The organism is Candidatus Sulfotelmatobacter sp. (assembly GCA_036500765.1).
In the GTDB taxonomy this organism is placed as follows: domain Bacteria; phylum Acidobacteriota; class Terriglobia; order Terriglobales; family Acidobacteriaceae; genus Sulfotelmatobacter.
The window spans coordinates 71,438-93,545 of record DASYBM010000002.1 but is presented as its reverse complement, the minus strand read 5'-3'; the positions used below and the strand labels follow the sequence as shown (position 1 = coordinate 93,545).

General features: G+C 58.6%; 20 protein-coding genes. 12 read left to right on the top strand and 8 right to left on the bottom strand.

The window, feature by feature from the left end; all coding sequences use genetic code 11:
• Positions 1–74: 74 nt before the first annotated feature.
• The 4 genes from ilvD to ilvC form a co-directional block, all read right to left on the bottom strand.
• Positions 75–1,748 (bottom strand): dihydroxy-acid dehydratase, encoded by a 1,674-nt coding sequence (ilvD, locus tag VGM18_01655; protein HEY3971675.1) that lies wholly within the window; start codon positions 1,746–1,748, stop codon positions 75–77.
• Between the two features lie 291 nt (positions 1,749–2,039).
• Positions 2,040–2,345, bottom strand: coding sequence for a hypothetical protein (locus VGM18_01650; GenBank protein HEY3971674.1), 306 nt, complete (start codon positions 2,343–2,345; stop codon positions 2,040–2,042).
• A gap of 114 nt (positions 2,346–2,459) precedes the next feature.
• Complete coding sequence (ilvB, locus tag VGM18_01645; GenBank protein ID HEY3971673.1) at positions 2,460–4,169, bottom strand: biosynthetic-type acetolactate synthase large subunit; 1,710 nt, start codon at positions 4,167–4,169, stop codon at positions 2,460–2,462.
• A 171-nt stretch (positions 4,170–4,340) separates the two neighbouring features.
• Entirely contained in the window at positions 4,341–5,369 is a 1,029-nt protein-coding gene (gene ilvC, locus VGM18_01640; GenBank protein ID HEY3971672.1) for a ketol-acid reductoisomerase, read from the bottom strand.
• 481 nt (positions 5,370–5,850) lie between these two features.
• Here ilvC and VGM18_01635 point away from each other — a divergent pair, with 481 nt between their 5' ends.
• The gene (locus VGM18_01635; protein HEY3971671.1) at positions 5,851–6,330 is read left to right on the top strand and encodes a DUF433 domain-containing protein; all 480 of its coding nucleotides are present in this window, start codon (positions 5,851–5,853) and stop codon (positions 6,328–6,330) included.
• On the opposite strand, the gene VGM18_01630 is transcribed toward VGM18_01635, so the two are convergent.
• A complete protein-coding gene (locus VGM18_01630) occupies positions 6,296–6,733 on the bottom strand; it encodes a hypothetical protein (protein ID HEY3971670.1) in 438 nt (145 codons plus the stop codon). The genes VGM18_01635 and VGM18_01630 overlap by 35 nt on opposite strands.
• 607 nt (positions 6,734–7,340) lie before the next feature.
• Between VGM18_01630 and VGM18_01625 the strand changes: the two genes are divergently transcribed.
• Positions 7,341–7,982 (top strand): TetR/AcrR family transcriptional regulator, encoded by a 642-nt coding sequence (locus VGM18_01625; protein ID HEY3971669.1) that lies wholly within the window; start codon positions 7,341–7,343, stop codon positions 7,980–7,982.
• A gap of 30 nt (positions 7,983–8,012) precedes the next feature.
• Here VGM18_01625 and VGM18_01620 read toward each other — a convergent pair whose 3' ends face one another.
• Together VGM18_01620 and VGM18_01615 are read right to left on the bottom strand one after the other, a co-directional pair.
• On the bottom strand, positions 8,013–8,783 hold the full coding sequence (locus VGM18_01620; GenBank protein ID HEY3971668.1) for an FAD-binding oxidoreductase: 771 nt from the start codon (positions 8,781–8,783) through the stop codon (positions 8,013–8,015).
• A 95-nt stretch (positions 8,784–8,878) separates the two neighbouring features.
• Entirely contained in the window at positions 8,879–9,919 is a 1,041-nt protein-coding gene (locus tag VGM18_01615; GenBank protein ID HEY3971667.1) for a YncE family protein, read from the bottom strand.
• 171 nt (positions 9,920–10,090) lie between these two features.
• On the opposite strand from VGM18_01615, the gene VGM18_01610 reads away from it, so the two are divergent.
• From VGM18_01610 to VGM18_01595, 4 genes are all read left to right on the top strand, one after another.
• Positions 10,091–11,128 (top strand): HEAT repeat domain-containing protein, encoded by a 1,038-nt coding sequence (locus VGM18_01610; GenBank protein HEY3971666.1) that lies wholly within the window; start codon positions 10,091–10,093, stop codon positions 11,126–11,128.
• A gap of 339 nt (positions 11,129–11,467) precedes the next feature.
• Positions 11,468–14,185: a UvrD-helicase domain-containing protein gene (locus tag VGM18_01605; GenBank protein ID HEY3971665.1), complete on the top strand. Its 2,718-nt coding sequence runs from the start codon at positions 11,468–11,470 to the stop codon at positions 14,183–14,185.
• Positions 14,186–14,297: 112 nt separating this feature from the next.
• Positions 14,298–14,459: a hypothetical protein gene (locus VGM18_01600; GenBank protein HEY3971664.1), complete on the top strand. Its 162-nt coding sequence runs from the start codon at positions 14,298–14,300 to the stop codon at positions 14,457–14,459.
• A gap of 119 nt (positions 14,460–14,578) precedes the next feature.
• Positions 14,579–16,162, top strand: a complete 1,584-nt coding sequence (locus tag VGM18_01595) for an amino acid permease (protein HEY3971663.1) — start codon at positions 14,579–14,581, stop codon at positions 16,160–16,162.
• 80 nt (positions 16,163–16,242) lie between these two features.
• On the opposite strand, the gene VGM18_01590 is transcribed toward VGM18_01595, so the two are convergent.
• Complete coding sequence (locus VGM18_01590) at positions 16,243–17,838, bottom strand: carboxylesterase/lipase family protein (GenBank protein HEY3971662.1); 1,596 nt, start codon at positions 17,836–17,838, stop codon at positions 16,243–16,245.
• 151 nt (positions 17,839–17,989) lie between these two features.
• Here VGM18_01590 and add point away from each other — a divergent pair, with 151 nt between their 5' ends.
• The 6 genes from add (at position 17,990) to VGM18_01560 (ending at position 22,083) form a co-directional block, all read left to right on the top strand.
• A complete protein-coding gene (gene add, locus VGM18_01585) occupies positions 17,990–19,000 on the top strand; it encodes an adenosine deaminase (GenBank protein HEY3971661.1) in 1,011 nt (336 codons plus the stop codon).
• A 1-nt stretch (position 19,001) separates the two neighbouring features.
• Entirely contained in the window at positions 19,002–19,178 is a 177-nt protein-coding gene (locus VGM18_01580; protein ID HEY3971660.1) for a hypothetical protein, read from the top strand.
• Positions 19,179–19,215: 37 nt separating this feature from the next.
• Positions 19,216–19,773, top strand: a complete 558-nt coding sequence (def, locus tag VGM18_01575; GenBank protein HEY3971659.1) for a peptide deformylase — start codon at positions 19,216–19,218, stop codon at positions 19,771–19,773.
• A 42-nt stretch (positions 19,774–19,815) separates the two neighbouring features.
• A complete protein-coding gene (locus VGM18_01570) occupies positions 19,816–20,505 on the top strand; it encodes an amino acid racemase (protein HEY3971658.1) in 690 nt (229 codons plus the stop codon).
• 4 nt (positions 20,506–20,509) lie between these two features.
• On the top strand, positions 20,510–20,950 hold the full coding sequence (locus tag VGM18_01565) for an ACT domain-containing protein (protein ID HEY3971657.1): 441 nt from the start codon (positions 20,510–20,512) through the stop codon (positions 20,948–20,950).
• A 173-nt stretch (positions 20,951–21,123) separates the two neighbouring features.
• Positions 21,124–22,083, top strand: coding sequence for a radical SAM protein (locus VGM18_01560; protein ID HEY3971656.1), 960 nt, complete (start codon positions 21,124–21,126; stop codon positions 22,081–22,083).
• Positions 22,084–22,108: the final 25 nt, after the last annotated feature.

Below are 22,108 nucleotides of genomic sequence, written 5' to 3'. Positions count from 1 at the left end.
GCGCCGGCATCTTGCCGGCTGTCGCGAGGGCGTCCCGCCCTCGCCGCCGAGATTGCCTTTCTCTGTCCGAATTTTTACCGCGGCCCCGTAATCGCCCCCTGCGACGCCGACGAAACCAGCGCCGCATACTTCGCAAACACGCCCTTCGGATACCGCGGCGCCGGTGCCTTCCACGCCGCCATCCGCTGCCGCAATTCGGCCACGCTGATCTCAACCTCCAGCACACGCGCTCCAACGTCGAAGCGAATCATGTCGCCATCGCGCACCGCACAAATCGGCCCGCCCAGCGCTGCCTCCGGAGAAACATGTCCCGCCATTAGCCCGCGCGTCGCCCCGCTGAATCGTCCATCAGTCAGCAGCGCCACTGAACCGCCGAGCCCTTCGCCCACAATCGCGGCTGTCACGCCCAGCATCTCCCGCATCCCCGGACCGCCCTTCGGACCCTCATTGCGAATCACAACTACGTCGCCGGCCTGAATCTTCTTCGCCGTGACCGCAGCCATGGCATCTTCCTCGCAGTCAAACACCCGCGCCGGACCGCGATGCTCCAGCCGTTCATGCCCGCTGATCTTCGCCACGCATCCCTCCGGCGCAAGATTTCCTTTGAGAATCACGAGCCCGCCCGTCGCCTTCAAAGGCTTGTCGAACGGCACGATCACTTCCTGCCCTGGAGTCTCTGTTGCTTTCTCCGCCTCGGCTCCAACGGAAAGCCCAGTAACGGTGATCGGCGAAGCATGCAGCTTCTTTCCCTTCAGCAACCGCTGCGCCAGCAAACCAATGCCTCCTGCGCGATGCATATCTGCGGCCACAAATCGCCCCGAAGGTTTCAGATCGGCAAGCAACGGAGTGCGCTCGCTCACGGTCTGAAAATCGTCAATCTCCAACTCGATCCCGGCCTCGCGCGCAATCGCCAGGAGATGCAGCACCGCATTCGTCGATCCGCCCGAAGCCGCGACCGACGCGATCGCATTCTCGAACGCCTCCCGCGTCAGAATGTCGCGCGGCTTGATTCCCTTTTGCAGCACGTTCATCACAACTTTGCCGCACGCGAACGAAACCTGATCCTTCTGCGGATCCATCGCCGGCACGCTGTTGAATCCCATCGGCGAGAGCCCAATCACTTCCATCACCGTCGACATCGTATTCGCCGTGTACTGCCCACCACACGCACCCGCGCCCGGACACGCCGCATTTTCCAACTCACGCAGCTCCGTCTCGCTCATCTTGCCAGCCATGTTTGCGCCGATCGCCTCGTACACGTCCTGTATAGTGACGTCTTTCCCGCGATAACTTCCCGGTGCGATCGTGCCACCATAAAGAACCATCCCCGGCAGATTGATGCGCGCCAGCGCCATCGCCGCCGCCGGAATCGTCTTGTCGCATCCCACCACGCACACGACGGCGTCAAACATCTGCCCGCGGCAGACCAGCTCAATCGAGTCCGCAATCAACTCGCGGCTCACCAGCGACGCCCGCATCCCCTCCGTCCCCATCGTCTCGCCATCGGAAATCGCAATGGTGTTGAACTCCATCGGCGTGCCGCCCGCCTCGCGAATCCCTTCCTTCACCTTCGCCGACAACCGCCGCAGATGAAAATTGCACGGCATAGTCTCGATCCACGTATTGGCCACGCCGATCAGCGGACGCGCCAGATCCGCATCGGTGTATCCAACGGCCTTGAACATCGAGCGCGCCCCCGCCCGGTCGCGCCCCTCAGTAATTCCGCGGCTAATGTGCTTGAGATCCATAGTCAGAAGATTACAGGACAGAGAAGTGAGGTTTCAAAGTTTCATAGTTTCAAGGTTTCAAATGCTTTTGGCTTTCTAAATAGCGATGTCATCCTGAGCGTAGCCGTTTTTCAGCCCTGAGCTCAGTCGAAGGGGAAGGATCTCCCGCTGAACCAGCCTCGCGCGCCAGCCAAACTGCACCAATACCGCAACTTTCCATTAAAAACGGGGAGCCCGCCTAGCAGCAAGCTCCCCCAAGTTGCATGACGCTGCCCAGGAAGCCGTCATGCTTGCCCACTCACAAATTCGTCCCTACGCCCGCGCCGCAGCCGCGCGCGAATCATCAATGGCCGCGCCTGCCGGCGGATGCGGCCCCGTCCACTCCGCCGCCCGCGCCGCGCCCGAGCTGACTTTGACCACATCGGCGATCGAATTCCACTCGCGATAAAGCTGACCCACCTGCTTGTGATTCACATCCAGCGCCAGCGTGACCTGGTGATCGTCTTCCGCCGCCTCCGCCTGCACCACCGGCAAATCCAGCGCCCGCCGCGAAGCCGCATTCAAAATCCGCATCAGCGTCCCCTGCGTATTGCGATACCGAATGTGAAACGTCTGCATGTGTCTATCTCCCCATTTCTAACTTGTCATCCTGAGCGCAGCCGTTTTTCAGGCGGAGCGAAGGATCTCCATCCCATCATGAGCGTCTTCGAGCAAGAACGATTCCGGGGATTTCTACAGCGCCGGTTCCTCTTCCAACATCATCTCCGACAACGCCGCACCCGCCGGAACCATCGGAAACACATTCGCCTCCGGCGCACAATCAAACACCAGCAACTCCGGCTCCGGCGATCGCAAGAAGCGATCGATCTGATCGCCAGTCTCCAACGACACCGGAAACTCCCGCATCGCATCTTCATTCAGCCGAAAGCCATGTATCTTGTACGCCTTCGCGATCTCCACAAAATCCGGATTGTCGCTCAAATCCGTCTCCGCATAATTCCGCTGATAAAACAGCTGCTGCCACTGCCGCACCATGCCCAGATATTTGTTGTCGATGATTACCATCTTCACCGGCAGCCCCAGCCGATGCACGGTCGCCAGTTCCTGAATATTCATCTGGAATCCGCCATCGCCCGAGACGCACAGCACGCAAGTCTCCGGCTTGGCCAACTGCGCGCCCACCGCCGCCGGCAAAGCGAAGCCCATCGCTCCCAATCCGCCGGATGTAATAAACCCGCGCGGCGACGATGACCGATACCGCTGCGCCGCCCACATCTGATGTTGCCCCACATCGGCAATCACGACCGAATCCTGCGGCAGCCGCGAAAAAAGTTCGTCCAGAAATCGAATCGTCGGCTGCGCCAGCCCTCGCGGATCCAACTCCGCGCGTTCCTCCCCGCAAGCCACCGCGCGCCAATCAGAAAAATCCGGAAGGGATGAAGTATGCCGCCGCAACTCCGCCTGAAACGCCGGAATCGTCTCCGCCAAATTCCCTATCACCGCCACTTCACACGGACGCACCCGGTCCAATTGCGCCGGATCGATTTCAAAGTGCACAATCTTCGCGTGCGGCGCAAACCGCGTCGGCTCGCCCGTCACGCGATCGTCCAGCCGCGCTCCAAATACCATCAGCAGATCGGTCTCGTTCAAAGCCGTGTTAGCCGCCCGCGTCCCATGCATGCCGACCATGCCCAGATAATAGGAAGCATCGGCCGGAACCGCGCCCAGCCCATGCACCGTCGCAAATGTCGGAACATTCAGCTCATCGAGCAACTGCCGCAACGCCCGAATCGCTCCCGAAAGTTTCGCCCCCGCCCCCACCAGCGCCACCGGCTTCGACGCCCGTTGCAGCAACGCCACAATCGTGTCCGTGAACCCGCCGTCGGCCTTCGCGTCGGCAGGCCGCGCATGCGGCGTAAACTTCACCGCCCCGGCAAACTCTTTCTTCGCCTTCAGCAAATCGGTCGGAATATCAATTACGACCGGCCCTGGCCTTCCGCTGCGAGCCCAATAAAATCCCTCGGCGATCGCCTCCGGAATCTCGTCAATCGTCCGCACTAGCCGGCTCCATTTCGTCAACGACAACGTCACGCCGAAAACGTCCGTCTCCTGAAACGCATCCGTCCCAATCAACGCACTCCGCACCTGCCCCGTAATGCACACCAGCGGCACCGAATCCATCTTCGCGTCGGCAATCCCCGTCACCAGATTCGTCGCCCCCGGCCCGCTCGTCGCCATCGCGACGCCCACTTCGCCGGTTACCCGCGCATACCCCTCCGCCGCAAACACCGCCCCCTGCTCATGCCGCGTCAGAATATGCCGCACGCCACTGCCCTCCAGCGCGTCATAAAGAGGCATGATCGCCCCCCCGGGATACCCAAACGCCAACTCCACCCCTTCAGCGCGCAAGCACCGCAAAACGATCTCCGCTCCCTTATTCATTTTCTAAACAGTCCTTATTTAAATAGTCCTGGCTGTAATTACGGGCTGTAAATAAAGTTTGTCATCCTGAGCGAGGATTGTTCTTTGCGCAAAGCGCAAAGAACAACCGCAGTCGAAGGACCCCATGTCAGCCAGAAGCACCCGCGGCCTCGCAAGGAATTCTCACGAAGCCTAAGCGTTGACCACGTCCTTCGGCGTCTCCGCCTTCTTACCCGGCAGCCAACTCATCATCCCCCGCAACTGCTCCCCCACAATCTCAATCGGATGCTTCTTCTCTTTATCCCGCAGCGCATTGAAGTTCGGACACCCGGCCTTGTTCTCCGCAATCCACTCCCGCGCAAACTCCCCACTCTGAATCTGCGCCAGCGTCTTCTTCATCGCCGCCCGCGTCGCATCGCCGACAACCTGCTCTCCGCGCGTCAGATCGCCATACTCCGCCGTGTTCGAAATCGAATCGCGCATCCGACTCAGCCCGCCTTCATAAATCAAATCGACAATCAACTTCACCTCGTGCAGGCATTCAAAATACGCAATCTCCGGCGCGTACCCGGCCTCGACCAGCGTCTCGAATCCCTTCTTGATCAGCGACGTCAGCCCGCCGCACAGCACGGACTGCTCGCCAAACAAATCGGATTCCGTTTCCTCTTTGAACGACGTTTGCAGCACGCCCGCCCGCGTCGACCCAATCCCATCCGCATAAGCCAGCGCCAGTTCATGCGCGTGCCCGCTGGCATCCTGCTGAATCGCAATCAGCGACGGCACCCCCCGCCCTTCCGTATAAACCCGCCGCACCAGGTGCCCCGGACTCTTCGGCGCAATCATCACCACATCAACATCCGTCGGCGGAACGATCGTCTTGAAATGAATGCTGAACCCGTGCGATACCCCCAGCACCTTCCCCGGATGCAGATACGGCTTGATGAACTGCTCATAAGTCTCCGCCTGAGTCTCATCTGGAGTAAGAATCTGGATCCAGTCCGCCCGCTTCGCCGCCTCATCCGGGGCAACAACCACCATCCCGTCCGCCCGCGCCTGCACCGCCGACTTCCGCGCGGGATCGAGCCCCACGATCACCTTGAACCCGCTGTCCCGCAAATTCTGCGCCTGCGCATGCCCCTGGCTGCCGTAGCCAATAACGGCGATCGTCTTCCCCTTTAAAACCTCAGGCTTGGCGTCGCGTTCATAAAAAATAGTGACCACCGGTGCTCCTCTCAGAGTGCGGAAGAATAGTTCGAGTGCGTAAGTATAAGATTGCGTCAGTCCAGATCCAAAAAACCGACCGGTCGGTCGGTTCACCAATGCTATCGGATCGGGATTCCGCCGTCAAGCCATGAGTTTCGACCATGGATCACGCTTGTTACACTCCCCCTGTTGGCGCAAGGTCGCTTTTCCTTCGCCACGCATGTAAGATTCAGTAACAGGAATGATGTTTCTCGGGAGTGCCCGCCGCTTGTTGGCGACGTGGTGGGCCGCCATTTCTACTACGGCAATGAATACCCTTGTAAAAGACGCTGGCCTTGAACTCCCGATGTATGGTCTTTCGGAGGCCGCACTCTATCTGCGCGTACCGATAAAGACACTGGAGTACTGGGTGTTCGGGCAGAACAAAATTCGACCCATGATCAGGGCGGCTGGGAGCCATCCTCGGACCCTATCCTTCATGAATCTGTTGGAGTGTCACATGCTCGCCGCCATGCGCACAATCTACGATCTGCGCCTCCCAAAAATCCGGCGCGCTGTGGCGCATCTTTCGGCGACATCGTCCTTTCGTCACCCCCTTGTTGAGCAACCTCTGTACACAGACGGGGCGGACATTCTTTTGAAAGAGATCGACAGCATCCTGAACATATCCCGCGGTGGTCAGTTCGCAATCCCGGAGATCGTGGGCGTTCATCTTCAACGAATTGAGTACGACAAAGGCAAGTTCAAGTTCTATCCGTTCGTTCGAGAACGAAGAGCTGACGAACCGAAATACATCGTTATTAATCCCTCTATTGGATTCGGCAAGCCTGTGATTGCTGGAACTGGCATTTCGACGTCAGTGATCGCGTCGCGATTCAACGCCCGGGAATCGGTCCCTGATCTCGCCCAGGAGTATGGCCTCGAAGAGAAACAAATCGAAGAGGCTATCCGATGGGAAACCAGAGCAGTTGCAGCTTGACGATTTCATCCTCTTCTTGGATGAGAACCTGGACAACTGCAAACCAATCGTGGAAGCCCTGACGGATGGCAATGTAAGATTTGTGCGCCACCGCGATCACTTTGAGCGTGGCGCTGCTGATGAGGCTTGGCTTACTTTTGCTGCCGAGCGATCTTGGGTCGTGCTCACGAAGGACAAGAGGAATCGCTATAACGAGTTCGAGCGAGAATCGGTTAGGCGCTTCAAGGTTCGGGAATTCTATTTTAGCCGCGGAGACTTCAACGGAAGCGAAATGGCACACGCTTTGCAACTGGCCCTGCCCGAAATGAAGAATGTCTGTCGAAGTTACAACGCGCCTATCGTCGGAAGCATAACGCGTTCCGGAGCGATTACCGTTGTTTACGACGAAAAGGGTTCGACGCACGAGAGGCGCAAAGCAAGATAGCCGACCGGCCTGTCGACATCGCCGAAGAAATCCACAGCCCAACCTTGTGACATCCAACCTTTACTTCAACCACAAAACTCTGTAATCATCGCCGAGGTCGGAACGGTCCCGAGAGGCCGAATCGCCCGGCTCTAAGTTCTTTGTTCTCTAGATTTTGGTATCTAAGTTCTTTGACATCAGGATTTTGCGCACGCCGTTTTGCAAAACCCGCGCCAGGCAAGGGTTTCAGAGGGGGGAGGGGGAGGGGGGGTACCCCTTCAAAGAGCTGGTCGGCAGCCAAGTAATCGTGCGTCAGGAAATGCTCGATGCAAATTTATTTCGGTGAGAAATCCAGAAGCGGAAACGACCACAAGAAACAGCAGGTCCCCTTCGACTTCGCTCAGGGCAGGCTCTCCACTCCGCATCCCGTTCCCTTCGGGAACGCGATGCTCCGGCCGGGATGACAATTCTTCGCGACGAAAGGAACGCCGTCGCAACCAGGGACTCGCAACTTGGGACTCGGGACTCCGGACTCGCGACTCGCCACTCGCGACTCGGGACTCGCCAAGTGGCATTCCCGGCCGCAAGTGTTTAACATGTCTCCGCGATGGCCCGCGAGACTGTGGTCGATTCCCGGCAGGAAATTCTGCGCACCGCTGCCCGCCTGTTTCAGCAGCGCGGCTATGACGCGACTTCCATGAACGATGTCGCCGCCGCGCTCAAGCTCAGCAAAGGCGGCCTCTATCACCACTTTCAGAGCAAGGACGAAATCCTGTTCGAGATCATGGACCACGCCATGGAGATCACCCAGGAGCGCGTTCTGGCTCCGGTGCGTAGCATCGCCAATCCCGAAGAGCGGCTGCGCGCCCTGATTCGCCTGCACATGGAAGTCGTGCTCAGCCCGCGCGACCGCGAGATCACGGTGATGCTGCACGAAAACCATCCCCTGCCGCCCGCCCTGCGCAAGCGCATCAATCAGCGCAAGAAAGAGTACGTCCACTTCGTCGAGAGCCTGATCGCCGAGTTTCAAAAAGACGCGCAAAAAAAAGACGCACAAAAAAGGGAGTCGCAAAAAGAGCCGCACCGCACGCGCCCGGCAAAAGCCGCCGTCACCCCGCGCGCCGCCGCCTTCGCCCTGCTCGGCATGATCAACTGGATTTATCAGTGGTATAAGCCCGAAGGCGAACTGCAAGCCAGCAATCTGATCCCGCAGTTCACCGAGCTTTTATTCGGCGGAATTCTGGCCTGAACGCGAATCTCAGCGAGTTGCGCCGCCGATTTATTTGTGCGCCGGAACCCAGTAAACTTCTTCCCTCACATGGCCTCGATCGGTAAATCCGCGCCGCTTCAGGATGGCCTTGCTGTGCTCGATCATCTCGGGATGTCCGCAGATGTAAGCCAGCGTATTACTAGGCTCCAACTCCCAGTGATCAGCGTATTTTCGAAGAATATCGTCCGCGCGTCCGATTTCGCCCGACCAATCGGCATGATCCCACGGACGGCTCACCGTCGGCACATATTTGAACCACGGCAATTCACGGTCGAATTGGTTGAGTTCGTCGAGATATCCAAATTCCCACGGACGGCTTGCGCCATTCAGCAGAAAAAGTTTGTGATTGCCGTCGAATCGTCCTTCTTTCCACTCTTTGGAGAGCGTGCGCACGAAGCTGACAAATGGAGCCACGCCGGTGACGGTTGAGATCAGCAGATGGTTCGTGCGGACGTTCTGCATGTCGAGCGTGAACCTTCCCTTCGGCACCCTGCGCATGAGCAAGCGATCGCCGGGTTGAAGCTTGTGCAGCAGAGGAGTCAGCGCGCCTTCGGGCACAAGTTCGAAAAAGAATTCAATCTCCTCTTCCGCCGGCGAGGACACGATCGAGTACGGCCGCTCGACGCGCTTGCCATTCGCCTCGACTCCGAGCGTGGCGTACTGACCGGGGATGAATTTGAACTCGCCTCCGCTGCGAATGCGGACCATCCAGAGGTCCGGAGCGAAGTCCACGCGCTTGGTAATCTCCGCATGGAAGAATTTTTCGTCGGCAATAGTCATCGTTTCCTTGGGCCTCAATGTCCTACCGAACGGTCGTACGGACCGCGAGAGTTGCTTATCCTAGCGGGAATCGGCGGATTTGTGAAGGCCTTGTTCTATCTTCCGACCACCAGCACCACGAAACTGTCTGGCAGCATCGGCGGCCGCGCGCGCGGATTGTCGGCGGTGGGTTCGGGTTTAGGACCGAACTGCGCTGTCACCACGAATACGTTGTGCGTCTTGGCGTCGAGCGCTAAGGTTCGCGCTCCCTTTTGCGTGGGAACGTTTTCGGCGCTGAACTTGCCGGCAGATTCCTCTTTCACCACCGTGAGCACCGCGTCCTGACCGCAGGAAGCGAAGGCCAAACCAGTTCCTTCATCGAACGCAGTCGCGTCGACGCCATCGCCGATCGGCGGAGTGGCTAACACTTTGCCGCTATCTGCGTCGACTACAGCCATCATCTTATTGCCGCAGCCGACGAACAAGCGCCGCTTCTTGCGATCTATCGACAACCCGCTCGGTTCCTCGCACGGGGCGAGCGGCCACTTCGATTTTACTTCGAGCTTGTTGGGATCGATCGCGACCAACTCGCTCTTGTCTTCGATGTTGACGAAGATTTCGCCCTTGGCGTCGCTGGCCGCGAACTCCGGCTTACCATCGAGTTTGATCGTTCCCAGAACTTTTCCGCTGGCCGCGTCAATCGCCGTCGAATCCTGGCTGCGCCCGTTGAAAGTGAAGACACGTTTGGTCGCGGGATCGTAGAGAATCGCGTCGGGATTATCGCCTACTTTTACCTTGCTGCTGGTCGCCAGGGACTTCAGATCGAAAATGCTGACCGTGCCTTCGCGGCCGTTGCTGGTGAAACCGCGGCCCAGTTCCGGCGCCAACGCGATGCCGTGTACTCCTTGCGTATCCGCGATGTCGCCGACAACTTTGCCCGAATCCGCATCCAGCACCATGACGTGCGTTCCGCGTGAGATGTAAATGCGGCGCGCGTTGGCATCGGCGGTCAGATAATCCCAGCCGCCCTCGCCGCCGATTTTATAGGTGGTGACTACGTGATATCCCGAAGCCGCCGCTGCCCACGCTATTCCCGCAAAGGAAAAACTGATTGACACGCTAATGATTGCTAGCAACCGGGTGAATCTCATTCGCATCTTCTTCTCCTTAGCGATTCTCTCGCTACTCCAGGTAACTTCGGAGGCGCGGTTTCGGGCCTCAGACGCGATTCCCCAGGCCGCGGAAGCGCACTCCTGCATCAAACTCGATAGGTTTCGAACCGAAGTAACTTTACCTTATTTCGCCGACGATCCTAGACTCTTCATTATATGGCTTTATTCTCCAAAACTTTTCGAGGACAAGTTCCGGCGCCAAAATCCGTCGATCCTGGTTTGCCGGATTATGGAAAGCTGGGTCCCGGTTCGGATATCGCGGTAAACACTCAGACACCCGACGCGGTGCAGCGGCCGGCGAACGCGATTCGGTTCGCACCGATTCTTGCCGCGGCGATTGGAGTGCTTGCGGCGGTGCTGGTGGCCGGCATAGGAAGCGCCCGGGCCGCCTGGCCAAAATTGGCCGGAATTTTTTTGGTATCATCGCCATCGCCCTCCTCCTCGCCGGCTCGAGACCAACCCACGGCCGTCAAAGATGCGCGACAACTGGATCGCATGAAGCCGCAGAAGCAGGCCGAGGCGCTGCTTGAACTGGCGGTTGGCCAGCAGGCGGGCGCCGCGGAACAGATATCCTCTCGGGTGAACCGGTGGCAGGGAAAAGTGAAGTGGGATTCGCAAATCGCCACGCTCACGACCGCTGCGCTGAACTCCAGCGACCTGCGGGTGCGTGAATCGGGTATTGAAGTGGAACTCGCCGCCTATGGACTTGGCAAGAATTCCGCCAGCCTCGACTATTTGCTGCGGACCACGGAATCTTCCGATCATGCGCGCAAGATTTGGGCACTGTGGGCGCTTGGATTGATGGCGAATCGCGGAGTCCAGACGGAACGAATCGTTCAGGAGTTAACCGCGCACCTGAAGGATTCCGACGAAGATTCGCGACGCTGGGCCGTCGAAGGCCTTGCGCTGGCCGGCTCTGGGCAAACGATCGCGCCCCTATTGAAGACCATGCACGACGATCCTTCCGCGTTGGTGCGCGAGAGAGCGGCGTGCAGCCTGGCAGAATCGGGCATGTTTACCCTGGAGCAGCGCCAGACGGCAATCCCACAATTGCTAAACTACTCCGACGATCCGGCTCTCGATGCCCAAACTCACGATTGGGCTTTTCAAGCCCTCAGTGACATTACCCATCAGCGGCTACCCCGTGACTCAAACGCCTGGCGGAATTGGTACGATTCGACGAAGGGCGAGTAGCTAGAGGTCAGTGTTCAGTGGCCACTGGCCACTCTCCTCCACTCTGCCATCCTTCGCCAAATGCACTTCGAAGCGGGTCTTCGGCAGCAGCGGCAGTCAGCGCGCAGGCTTTGAATCCATCGCCAGCGGTCTCTGCGTGTCGATACGCTCCGGGTTCGCTTTCAATCGTCTCCCGCCCTCCTTCCATGTCCGCAAGAAAGGCTTGCGCCTGGCTGGGGCCGACTTCCACTCCCTTAAATAATCGGCCCTTAATCTCGAAGCTCAGTGTGCAATTCCTCAATCCCGCTATTCTTCATTCCCCTGTAAAATTGAGTTATCGCCACTGGAGCCTCATCCGCATTGTCTTTCCTGGACCAACTGAATCCGCAGCAGCGCGAGGCCGTCGAAACTACCGAGGGGCCGGTGCTGATCCTCGCCGGCGCGGGCAGCGGCAAGACGCGTGTGATCACGTATCGCATCGCGTATCTGATCGAGCACAAGAGCGTGATGCCGGAGTCGATTCTGGCGATGACCTTTACCAACAAAGCGGCCGCGGAAATGGGAGAGCGCGTTGAAAAACTAGTGGGCGGGCTGAGTATAGCGAAGCCGGTCATTTCGACGTTTCATTCGTTTTGCGTGCGCATGCTGCGGCGCGATATTGAGGCGATGCGGATCCTTTCCTCGACGCCGGGGCAGCCGCCGATTGGGCACACGAAAAATTTTGTGATCTACGACGAGAGCGACCAGCAGGCCGTGGTTAAGAGTGTGATGCGGCGCCTGGGCCTCGACGACAAGCAACTCACGCCGCGCACCGTGCTGGGGCGCATTTCGTGGGCGAAGAATCACATGCTCGATCCGCAGGAACTTTACCTGCAATCGGCCGATCCCAAGACCGAGCGTATTGCACATTTGTATGAGGAGTATCGCAAGGAGTTACGCAAGGCGAACGCGCTCGATTTCGACGATCTGCTGCTGGAAGCCGTGCGGCTGCTGAAATCGGCGGCGCAGGTGCGTGAATATTACAATCGGCGCTTTCAATACGTGCTGATTGACGAGTATCAGGACACGAACCGTCCGCAGTACGAACTGATGCGCATGCTGGCCGGAGATCGGCACAATGTGTGCGCGGTGGGCGATGAAGATCAGTCGATTTATTCCTGGCGCGGCGCGGATATTCGCAACATTCTCGAATTCGAGCAGGACTTTCCCGAGGCTAAGATTATTCGGCTCGAACAGAACTACCGATCGACGCAGAATATTTTGGAGGCAGCGTCTTCGGTGGTGGCGAACAACGTTCGGCGCAAGGGCAAGAACCTGTGGACTTCGCGCCAAGGCGGCACAAAAATCGGCTATTACGAAGCGCCCGATGGGGAGAACGAGGCGCTGTTCATCGCAGATCACATCGCGAAATATCTGCGGGAAGCCGGTCGAACTGAAAACGAACGCGGCGAAACCCCGCGCGCGGCGGTGCTCTATCGCACGAATTCGCAGTCGCGATTGTTCGAAGAAGCCATGCGGCGTTACGGGATGAAATATCACGTGGTGGGGGGATTCTCTTTCTACGAGCGCGCCGAGATCAAAGACATGATCTCGTATCTGAAAGCGATCCAGAATCCCGACGACTCGATTTCGCTATTGCGCGTGATTAACACACCGACCCGCGGCATTGGCAAAGGGACGCTCGATACTCTGGAGCGGCTTGCGCTCGAAACGGGGCTGTCGCTGTGGGGCGCGCTTGGCGAGGCGATTCGAAGGCAATTGCTGCCGCAGCGGGCATTGGCCTCGCTGCAAAGTTTTCAGCAGTTGATCAACGACGGCCGCGCCATGCTGGCCGGAACATTCGAGGAAGGACTTCAAGAAGGTGTGGCGCGGGCGCTCTCGCCCGTGCCTGCCGACACTATCACGGACTCCGAAGACGAGTCGCAACCGGAAGACGCGACGGCTTTCGATCCCAATGAATTTGAGAATTTCTCATTTGATTTCGGCGCTGCGGATTCGGAACCTCCGACTACCGAGGGTGATTCAGACGTGGAGGCGGGACGCTTCCACGACAGCCGGCGGGACGCCGGCGCTACGGACGGCGAGCGGCCTGCCGAGCCCGAGATTGGATCGGTTCCCGATTCTTTTCCGGCCCCCACCGTCAGCACCGCCGACATCCTGAAATTTCTCATCGACCGCACTGGATATATCAAGCTGCTGGAAGAAGAGGATACGCCGGAAGCTTTCTCGCGGATTGAGAATCTGCGCGAATTGGTGAACGCCGCCATGGATTCGCGCGACCGCGGCGAAACTCTTGATCAGTTCCTTGACCATGCTGCTCTCGTGGCCGATGCGGACGATTACGACGCCCGCGCTCAGATCACACTGATGAGCCTGCACGCCGCCAAGGGACTGGAATTTCCGCTGGTCTTTCTCAGCGGCCTGGAAGAGGGACTGTTTCCGCATTCGCGCACCATGCTCGTTCCTGAAGACATTGAGGAAGAGCGCCGCCTCTGCTACGTGGGGATGACCCGCGCTATGGACCAACTGATCCTGACGCGCGCCGTCTATCGCCGCCGCTACGGCACCGATTTGCCAGAAGCCAGCGTTCCGTCGCGCTTTTTGGAGGAAGTCCCGGCTCCGCTGCTGGAAGAATTGGGAACGCGGCGGAGCAGCACGGCTCACGTGGGGACGGGCGCATTCGCCCGTCCGGCGGGACGCAGCCCCGCCTATGCGGAGAGCACGCACTACTCCTACGAAGACGAAGACCAGAGCACAGCGTGGCATTCGGGCGATCGCGCCCAGGCCGGCCGCGCCGCCAAGCCCTCGGCGCCAGCCCGGGAGTATAACTCCATCGAGAACATCGCCGAGTTCTTTGCCAGCCGCGGCAAGAAGTTTTCCTTGCCGAAAACGCCCGTCGAGGAACCCACCGGGAAGCGCGGATTCCGTCCCGGCCAGAAAGTTCGCCATCCCAAATATGGCGAGGGAACCGTTTACCAGCGCGAAGGAGAAGGCGAAGAAGCCAAGATTACGGTACAATTTCCTCGCTTCGGCTTGAAGAAGCTGGTGGAGAAGTACGCCCAGCTGGAACGGGCCTGAACGCATTGAGTAATTGGGAAATTGCGTAATTGGGAAATTTACCCAGCCGGATTTTCGTTGGTTTGAATTACCCAATTACTCAATTACAAAATTACCCAATTCAAAAGGATTCATGGCCAACACATCGACTCTCAGCAAAGACGAACGCAAGAAAGCCAAACGCACCGCACGCAAGAAGCGCAAGGCGGAAAAGCCGCTCAAACCCCGCGACTACGCCCGCGGATCGAAGAAGCCCAAGGTCAAGAAACTGGCTCGCGGCCAGGCGAAGCGGTAGGGCGGCATTTGGCGTTGAGCATTTGGCAGTTAGCCACTCGTTTGTCGAGTTGAGAAGCGTGCCGGCTAAAGGTTAAGTGCCAATCGCTAAGCGCTATCTGGTTCAGGAGAAATCAACCTTTGGCACAACCGACCGCTACCGAGCCTCCGGCAAAACCCGGAGAAGTGATTCGCACCTCCGAAAACCAACTGTTCTGCTGCAAGTCGATCGACAAGCTGATCTCGGACTCGGAGAATCCGCATAGCCGGCTCAGCAAGACTCTGGGGCCCTGGTCGCTAACGGCGCTCGGCATTGGTGCAATTATCGGCTCTGGGATCTTCGTACTTACCGGCACCGCGGCTGCCGGAGAGTATTTTCAGGCGCCGTCCATCCTGCACGCGCAGGCGCTCGACGTGATCGTAAATCTCCTGCGCACCGGCCACGTTGCCGGAGCTCTGATGCATGGACGGCCTCCGGCCGGGCCATCGATAGCCATTTCGTTTTTTCTGGTTGCGATTGCGTGCAGTTTCGCCGGCCTGTGCTACGCGGAGCTTGCGTCGATGATTCCTATCGCCGGGAGCGCCTACACCTACTCGTACGCAACGCTCGGCGAAATCTTTGCCTGGATCATTGGCTGGGATCTGATTCTTGAATACGTGGTCAGTAATGTTGCCGTGGCCGTGGGTTTTGCCGGCTATACGAAAGCTCAACTGGCGGCGTTCGGCCTCAACTTGCCGGACAAATGGGCCAGCCCCGTATGGGCTTCGGGCCAATGGACGGGCGCCTATTTCAACCTGCCTGGATTTCTTATTGTGTTTTTGCTCACGCTGCTGCTGGTGCGCGGCATAAAGGAATCGGCCGGGACCAATAACATTATGGTCACGATCAAGATTGGCGCAATCCTCACGTTCCTGGTGGTGGGGGGAATGCTGGTGAAGCCGGCGAACTGGAGTCCTTTTGCGCCCTCGGGCTTTGGTGGAATCGTGACCGGCGGGGCCATCGTTTTCTTTACCTACATCGGATTCGATTCTGTCTCGACCGCGGCGGAGGAGTCGCGCAATCCGCAAAAAGACTTGCCCTTCGGCATCATCATGTCCCTGATCATCTGCACTTTGCTGTACGTCGGGGTCGCCGTGGTGCTGCTTGGCATGATGAAGTACACCACGTTCGTTTCCGGAGCGGCCGCCGAAGCTCCCGTCGCCTACGCCATGAAGTATCTGGGGGTGCATCCCTTCTTTCGCTCGGTGATCGTCATCGGCGCGCTGACGGGCATGATTTCGTCGTTGCTGGTGTTTCAGTATGGGCAGGCCCGCATCTGGTACGCCATGTCCCGCGACGGCTTGTTGCCCAAGCTGTTCTCCGCCGTACACCCGAAATACAAAACGCCGCACTGGTCCACCTGGATCGCCTGCTTTGCCGTGGGCATTCCCGCCGGGCTCGTGGATATTGGCGATGCCGCGGATCTGGCTAATATTGGTACGCTATTCGCCTTCGTGCTGGTTTCGCTGGGAGTGATTTTGTTGCGACGCAAGCAGCCCCATCGAAAGCGCGCATTCCGCGTGCCTTTTGTGCCGTGGTTCCCGCTGCTGTCTGTGCTTTTATGCGGCGGGCTGATGTTCGGCCTGACGCTGATTACCTGGCTCCGCTTCGTGATTTGGCTCGGTCTCGGTCTTCTGATTTATGTCTTCTACAGCCGGCATCGCAGCGAGTTTGCGAAGAAGTAGCTCTCAGCTATCAGCCTTCAGTAAAAACCGCACTGTCTTGCTGAACGAAGCAGGCATGCTCACGATTGCGTATGGCGAATTTATTTCGCCCACGCGCCTGCTAGAAATAAATATCGATCCCGCAAATCATCCTTGCGCGCTGCGGATTGCGCATCCAGAAACATCATCGGCCAGCCATCGCTCGCCGAATACACCGGCCACTTCGGCAATCCCGGGCCATTCGGGTCGCCGCTGCGGGCGAAGTTCGCCCAATACTTTTGCATCATTTCGCTGAGCTGACGGTCTTCGGGACGCCACGCGACCCCAGCTTTAGAATCGAGTTGTCCAAACACATACTCAATCTCGGCCGAGTGGTATGCGCCCAACTGCGGGCCCTTGGGATCGGAGGGCGGACCGAGGTCGAAGCGAAACCGATAGATCGGCTGCTTGCCAGTTTTGGATTGCATCTCCAGCCACTCCCACGTCGAAAACGCGATGAACTTGTCACCCGCGAAATCCAGCGCGGAGCGCAGAGTCTGCTCGGGCGTAGTGGAGGGATAAAGCCGCAGAAACTCCGGAGCCTTGTCGCCGAATTCTTTTTGTGCGGTGGCTTTCAGAGTGTCAGCGGTCGGCTTTTGCGGATTGAAAGCGATCTCGTAGCTGCCTTCGTCATGGTTCCAGCCCGCCAGAAGCGGCACGTCATTCTGTTTCCCTGCTGCAAAAATGGACGGAACCGACTCTGGCAGAAAATATCCGTCTACGTCGGGACCGAAATCGAAACCGTCCGACTGCGGCGGCGAGAAGGCCTCGAGCAATTTCTGCGCCGGGATGGCGCGCAGCTCGGCCAGCGTGGCCACCCCCAACTTGTCGCGCAGCTTTTTCGGATCGTGGACCTCGCGTACCAATCGAGGGTCGAACGACAAACCTCCACTGAAGAATGCTGCACCGCTTTCGCCGATCGCTTTCTGAAACAGTCCCTTCGCCAATGGCGAAGCTATCTGCGCGCTCACCGAGAACGATCCGGCGCTTTCGCCGAAAATAGTAACGTTGCCGGGATCTCCGCCGAATGCCGCAATGTTGTCATGCACCCAGTGCAGCGCGGCGGTCTGGTCGAGCAAGCCGTAATTTCCGGCGGCATTTCGCCCAGACTCTTTCGCCAGTTCGGGATGGACGAGAAATCCGAAAATGCCGAGACGATAGTTCATGGAAACTACGATCACTCCCTGCTGCGCCAGATGCGCGCCATCCTGACGCGCCTCGGAAGTGGTTCCGGCGGCGAATCCTCCGCCATAAATCCACACCATGACCGGCAGCTTCGCGTTGGAGGTCGCCGCTTTTGCCGGAACCCAGACATTCAACGTCAAACAATCTTCGCCGCCGCCGGCGTCGCGAAAGTTCATGTCGCCATACACACGCCCCTGCATGCAGTGCGAACCGAACCCAGTGGCCTTGCGCACGCCGTTCCACTTCGCCGCGGGTGCAGGCGGCTTCCAGCGCAGATCGCCAACTGGCGGCGCGGCGTACGGGATTCCTAGAAACACGCGCACCGTTCCATCGTTTTTGCCCTCGACGATGCCCGAGCCGGTTTGCACCTGAGGTCCGGAAGCCGCGCCGAACAAGGCCAGCGGCACAGCCAGCGTTGCGCACGCAACCAACGATCTGGGGAGTTTCCTGCTCTGGACGCTCTTCGCCTTCATGCGTTGTCCCTTAGTCTGAGATGAGAACAGGGAATTGTACCGGAAGTGTTGGTGCATCCATGACAGAGTTCCGTGCTTCCGATTTGCTTCCCTGTCTGGGCATTGAAGGCGCTCACTCGCAAATCCTCTCCCAAGAAACTACAATCGGAAAATGCCGTCGGACCGCCCGCCCAATTCCTTTATTCGTCAATTGCCCAAGGCGGAACTGCACCTGCACCTTGAGGGCGCGGTCGATCCAGCCACGCTTTTCGAACTGCGGAAATTGCATGGCGAACACTCCACGCTGGCCGAGGTCGAGTCGCTTTACGGCTACACCGACTTCCAGAGTTTCTTGATGGCTTTCAAGGCGGTCAGCGCGCACCTGCGCGGACCGGACGACTATGAACTCATCGCGTACCGCTTGATGCAGCGACTGAAGGAAGACAACGTGCTGCACGCGGAAGTCTATGTCGCGGTCGGCGTATGCCTATTCCGCAAGCAGGATTTCCCCGCGATCTTCGAAGGTCTGGAACGCGGACGCGCCCGCGGGGCACGCGATTTCGGTGTGTCTCTGTTGTGGATCTTCGACGCCACACGCCACTTCGGAATCGAGGAAGCGCAAAAAGTCTTCGAACTGGCGGCCCGATTCCGCGACCGCCACGTCGTCGGGGTCGGTATTGGCGGCGACGAACAAAAAGCTCCGCCGGAACTTTTTCGGGGAGTTTATTCTTACGCGGCCGATGAGGGCTTGCGCCTGACCGCGCACGCCGGCGAGACCGGTCCCGCCGAATCGATTTGGGGAGCGCTCAACTTGCGCGCCGAGCGGATTGGGCACGGCTTCACCGCCGCCCAGGATCCGGATCTGGTCGAAGAACTGGCTCAGCGCCAGATTCCGGTCGAACTCTGCATTACCAGCAACCTGCGCACTGGAGTCTGTAAAACGATCGCCGAGCATCCCGTGAAAAACTATTTCGATCAGGGCGTGATGATCACGCTGAATACCGACGACCCGGCGCTGTTCGGCACCACGCTGTCGCGCGAATATCAGCTTGCCCAGGATACTTTCGGATTTACCGATGAGCACCTGCGCGAACTGGCCCGCAATTCTTTCGAGGCGTCGTTCCTGCCCGCGGAGAAGAAACTGGAACTGCTCAGTCTGTTTGATGCCGCGGCGGCCCGCTAGAATGAAAACTCTGAAGATCAGCCTGGTCGCAACTGTCGCATGCACGCTGGCCTGGTGGTTGGGTTTTCCGCGCAGAATCTGGCCGGCGCATCCCTATTTCGCGGATTTCCTGATGGCTTTAGTTCTGTGTTTTGTGCTGCAATCCGTATGGACAGATCCGAAACCTGAAGCGAAATGAACACTGATTACTGACTGAGAATTGAAAGCATCAATTCATGCCCATCCGCCCCATCCTGCAACTCGGCGACCCGATCCTCCGGAAAAAGGCGGTCGCAGTGGAAGATCCCGCGATGCCTGAGATTCAAACTTTGATCCAGGATATGACCGACACACTAGCGCATTGGCGGGCCGCCACGGGCTACGGACGCGGCATTGCAGCGCCACAGGTCGGAGTGTTGCAACGTGTAATTTTCCTCAAACTTCCTGAGAACAAACCCTGGCCGCTGATCAATCCCGAGATCATCAAGCACAGCGAAGAGAAAGTTATCGTCTGGGATGCCTGTCTGAGTTTTCTTTCGATCTTCATGCAGGTCGAACGCCACCGGCAGATCACGGTCCGCTATCAGGATCTCCGGGGCGCGACTCTTATATTCCAAGCCGGCGAGGATCGCAATCTCTCCGAACTTCTCCAGCATGAAATCGATCACCTCAACGGCATCCTCGCGATCGATCGAGTCGTGGATTTGAAGACCATCTGTACGCGAGAAGAATTTGAAATGCGCTATCGCGACGCGAGCCCGTATGCGGCCGCTCCGGCTACAAACAAAGCCTGAGTCGCGTTGCCGAACGAAACTGGCGAGTGGCTACCAGCAACTATGTTACACATTGGCATCGTCGCGTCGAGCGCGGAAGGCGCCGCGCTCTGCTATCGCACCATCTGCGTCGAGGGCGCGGAGTTGCTCGGCGCTTACAATCATCCCGAAGTGTCGCTCCACGGCCATCCCTTCATTCTCTACAAGAATTACATCGACGCCAATGATTGGGTCGGTGTCGCGGAACTCATGCTCTCCTCTGCGGAAAAGCTGGCGCGCGCCGGCGCCGACTTCCTGATTGCACCCGTCAACACCGTGCATCAGGCTTTCGATTTGGTCGAGCACCGGTCGCCGCGTCCCTGGCTGCACATTGCGATCGAGGTCGCTAACGAAGCCCGGCGGCACGGCTACAAACGCATCGGCGTTTTGGGCACGCGCTCGTTGATGGATGGCCCCGTCTACCGCGAAACGCTGAAGGCCGCGGGCATCGAGCACCGCGTGCCGCCGGCGGAGCAGCGCGAGCGCATTCACCGCCTCATCTTCGACGAACTGGTGCAGGGAGTGTTCCGGCCTGGCACGCAAACATATTTCACCGAAGTAATTCGCAGCCTGAAAGATGGTGGCTGCGACGCGGTGGCATTGGCGTGCACCGAAATACCGTTGCTGATGACACCGGAGTTATCGCCTTTGCCGATGTTAGACTCGACGCGCATCCTTGCCGGAGCGGCGCTTCGCAAGGCGATCGAAGGATAATGCGATGGGACAACGCCGGGAATTCAAATTCCGCCAGTTGCCCGGTACCTATGCCGTCGTGCGTTTAGGCCCGGATGCGCCCGTCCCGGCCTGGGCCACGAGCGGCGAATTCACTTCGATCACCCGGTCCGCCGACGAACTCTCCATCGTCTGCCCGGCGGACAGCGTTCCCAGCCACGTGCACTTTCCGCACCGTTGGGTGTGCCTGAAACTCAAAGGCCCCTTTCCCTTCTCGCTGACCGGGGTGCTGCTGTCGTTCATCGAACCGCTCTCATACAACGCGGTTCCGATCTTTGCGATCTCCACCTATGACACAGATTACGTGCTGGTCGAGGAAAAATGGGCGGAGCGTGCAATCGACTTGCTGCAGCATGCTGGCCACGAACTCCTCCCTGAAGCCTCGGAAGCAGGTTTCCGCCCCGTTGCCAGGAATCTCGACGCCTGACGGCCACGCTTTTTCAGCCGTTCAGGCCGCCAATTTCGCCGAATGCTGTCGCGCCGCATGCATCCAGCCGAACGCCTGTGTTGTAATAGAAGTTACTGGAACACATGCCTTCTCTCCTCACAACCCTGCGCCGCCGCGCTAAAGCCCTGCACCGCAACCTGCGCGGAGCTAACATGGCCATTCGCGCGCTGGCCTCGACCGACCATCCTTTGCTGGCGCACATTATTCCCATGCGCCGGTGCAATCTGGCCTGCACATATTGCAACGAGTTCGACGATTTTTCGAAGCCGGTGCCGCTCGAGGAAATGTATCGCCGCATCGACAAGCTGGGTTCGTTGGGCACCGCGGTCGTGACAATTTCGGGCGGCGAGCCGCTCATGCATCCCGAGCTCGACGATGTGATTCGCCGCATTCGCGCCAATGGGATGATCGCGGGACTCATCACTAACGGCTATCTGCTGGTGGCCGAGCGCATTCGGCGCTTGAACCGTGCCGGCCTCGAATGGCTCCAAATTTCCATCGACAACGTGAACCCGGACGAAGTATCGAAGAAGAGCCTGAAGGTTCTCGACAAGAAATTGCAGTTGCTCGCCGAGCACGCCGACTTTCACGTGAATATTAATTCCGTGGTGGGCGGCGGAATTTGCTATCCGCAGGACGCGCTCACCATCGGCAAGCGTGCGATTGAACTCGGCTTCACGTCGACGATCGGCATCATCCACGACGGCGGCGGACAACTACAGCCGCTGAATGACGAAGAGCGCCGCATTTATCACGAGATGCAGGCGATGGAAAAGAGCAGCTTCACGCGCGTGAATGCCTTTCAAGACAATATCGCCAAGGGCCTGCCTAATGATTGGCGATGCCGCGCCGGCGGCCGCTATCTCTACATCTGCGAGAATGGCTTGGTGCACTACTGCTCGCAGCAGCGTGGATATCCGGGCGTTCCACTCGAAACCTACAGGCGCGAGGACCTGCGCCGCGAATACCTCACGGAGAAATCCTGCGCGCCGCACTGCACGGTTTCGTGCGTGCATCAGGTTTCTATCTTCGATTCCTGGCGCGCTCCGCAGCATCCCGCGGAGACGACCCCCGCGGTTGCGATGAACGATGAACTCGTGCAAATCAAATAGCATTTAGCATTTGGCCAGATGAGAT

Bases quoted from the DNA above. Each gene is read 5' to 3' on its own strand.
- ilvD (HEY3971675.1), bottom strand. From the start codon at position 1,748: ATGGATCTCAAGCACATTAGCCGCGGAATTACTGAGGGGCGCGACCGG.
- VGM18_01650 (HEY3971674.1), bottom strand. From the start codon at position 2,345: ATGCAGACGTTTCACATTCGGTATCGCAATACGCAGGGGACGCTGATG.
- ilvB (HEY3971673.1), bottom strand. From the start codon at position 4,169: ATGAATAAGGGAGCGGAGATCGTTTTGCGGTGCTTGCGCGCTGAAGGG.
- VGM18_01635 (HEY3971671.1), top strand. From the start codon at position 5,851: ATGCTCGCCGCCATGCGCACAATCTACGATCTGCGCCTCCCAAAAATC.
- VGM18_01625 (HEY3971669.1), top strand. From the start codon at position 7,341: ATGGCCCGCGAGACTGTGGTCGATTCCCGGCAGGAAATTCTGCGCACC.
- VGM18_01620 (HEY3971668.1), bottom strand. From the start codon at position 8,783: ATGACTATTGCCGACGAAAAATTCTTCCATGCGGAGATTACCAAGCGC.
- VGM18_01615 (HEY3971667.1), bottom strand. From the start codon at position 9,919: ATGCGAATGAGATTCACCCGGTTGCTAGCAATCATTAGCGTGTCAATC.
- VGM18_01610 (HEY3971666.1), top strand. From the start codon at position 10,091: ATGGCTTTATTCTCCAAAACTTTTCGAGGACAAGTTCCGGCGCCAAAA.
- VGM18_01600 (HEY3971664.1), top strand. From the start codon at position 14,298: ATGGCCAACACATCGACTCTCAGCAAAGACGAACGCAAGAAAGCCAAA.
- VGM18_01590 (HEY3971662.1), bottom strand. From the start codon at position 17,838: ATGAAGGCGAAGAGCGTCCAGAGCAGGAAACTCCCCAGATCGTTGGTT.
- add (HEY3971661.1), top strand. From the start codon at position 17,990: ATGCCGTCGGACCGCCCGCCCAATTCCTTTATTCGTCAATTGCCCAAG.
- VGM18_01580 (HEY3971660.1), top strand. From the start codon at position 19,002: ATGAAAACTCTGAAGATCAGCCTGGTCGCAACTGTCGCATGCACGCTG.
- def (HEY3971659.1), top strand. From the start codon at position 19,216: ATGCCCATCCGCCCCATCCTGCAACTCGGCGACCCGATCCTCCGGAAA.
- VGM18_01570 (HEY3971658.1), top strand. From the start codon at position 19,816: ATGTTACACATTGGCATCGTCGCGTCGAGCGCGGAAGGCGCCGCGCTC.
- VGM18_01565 (HEY3971657.1), top strand. From the start codon at position 20,510: ATGGGACAACGCCGGGAATTCAAATTCCGCCAGTTGCCCGGTACCTAT.
- VGM18_01560 (HEY3971656.1), top strand. From the start codon at position 21,124: ATGGCCATTCGCGCGCTGGCCTCGACCGACCATCCTTTGCTGGCGCAC.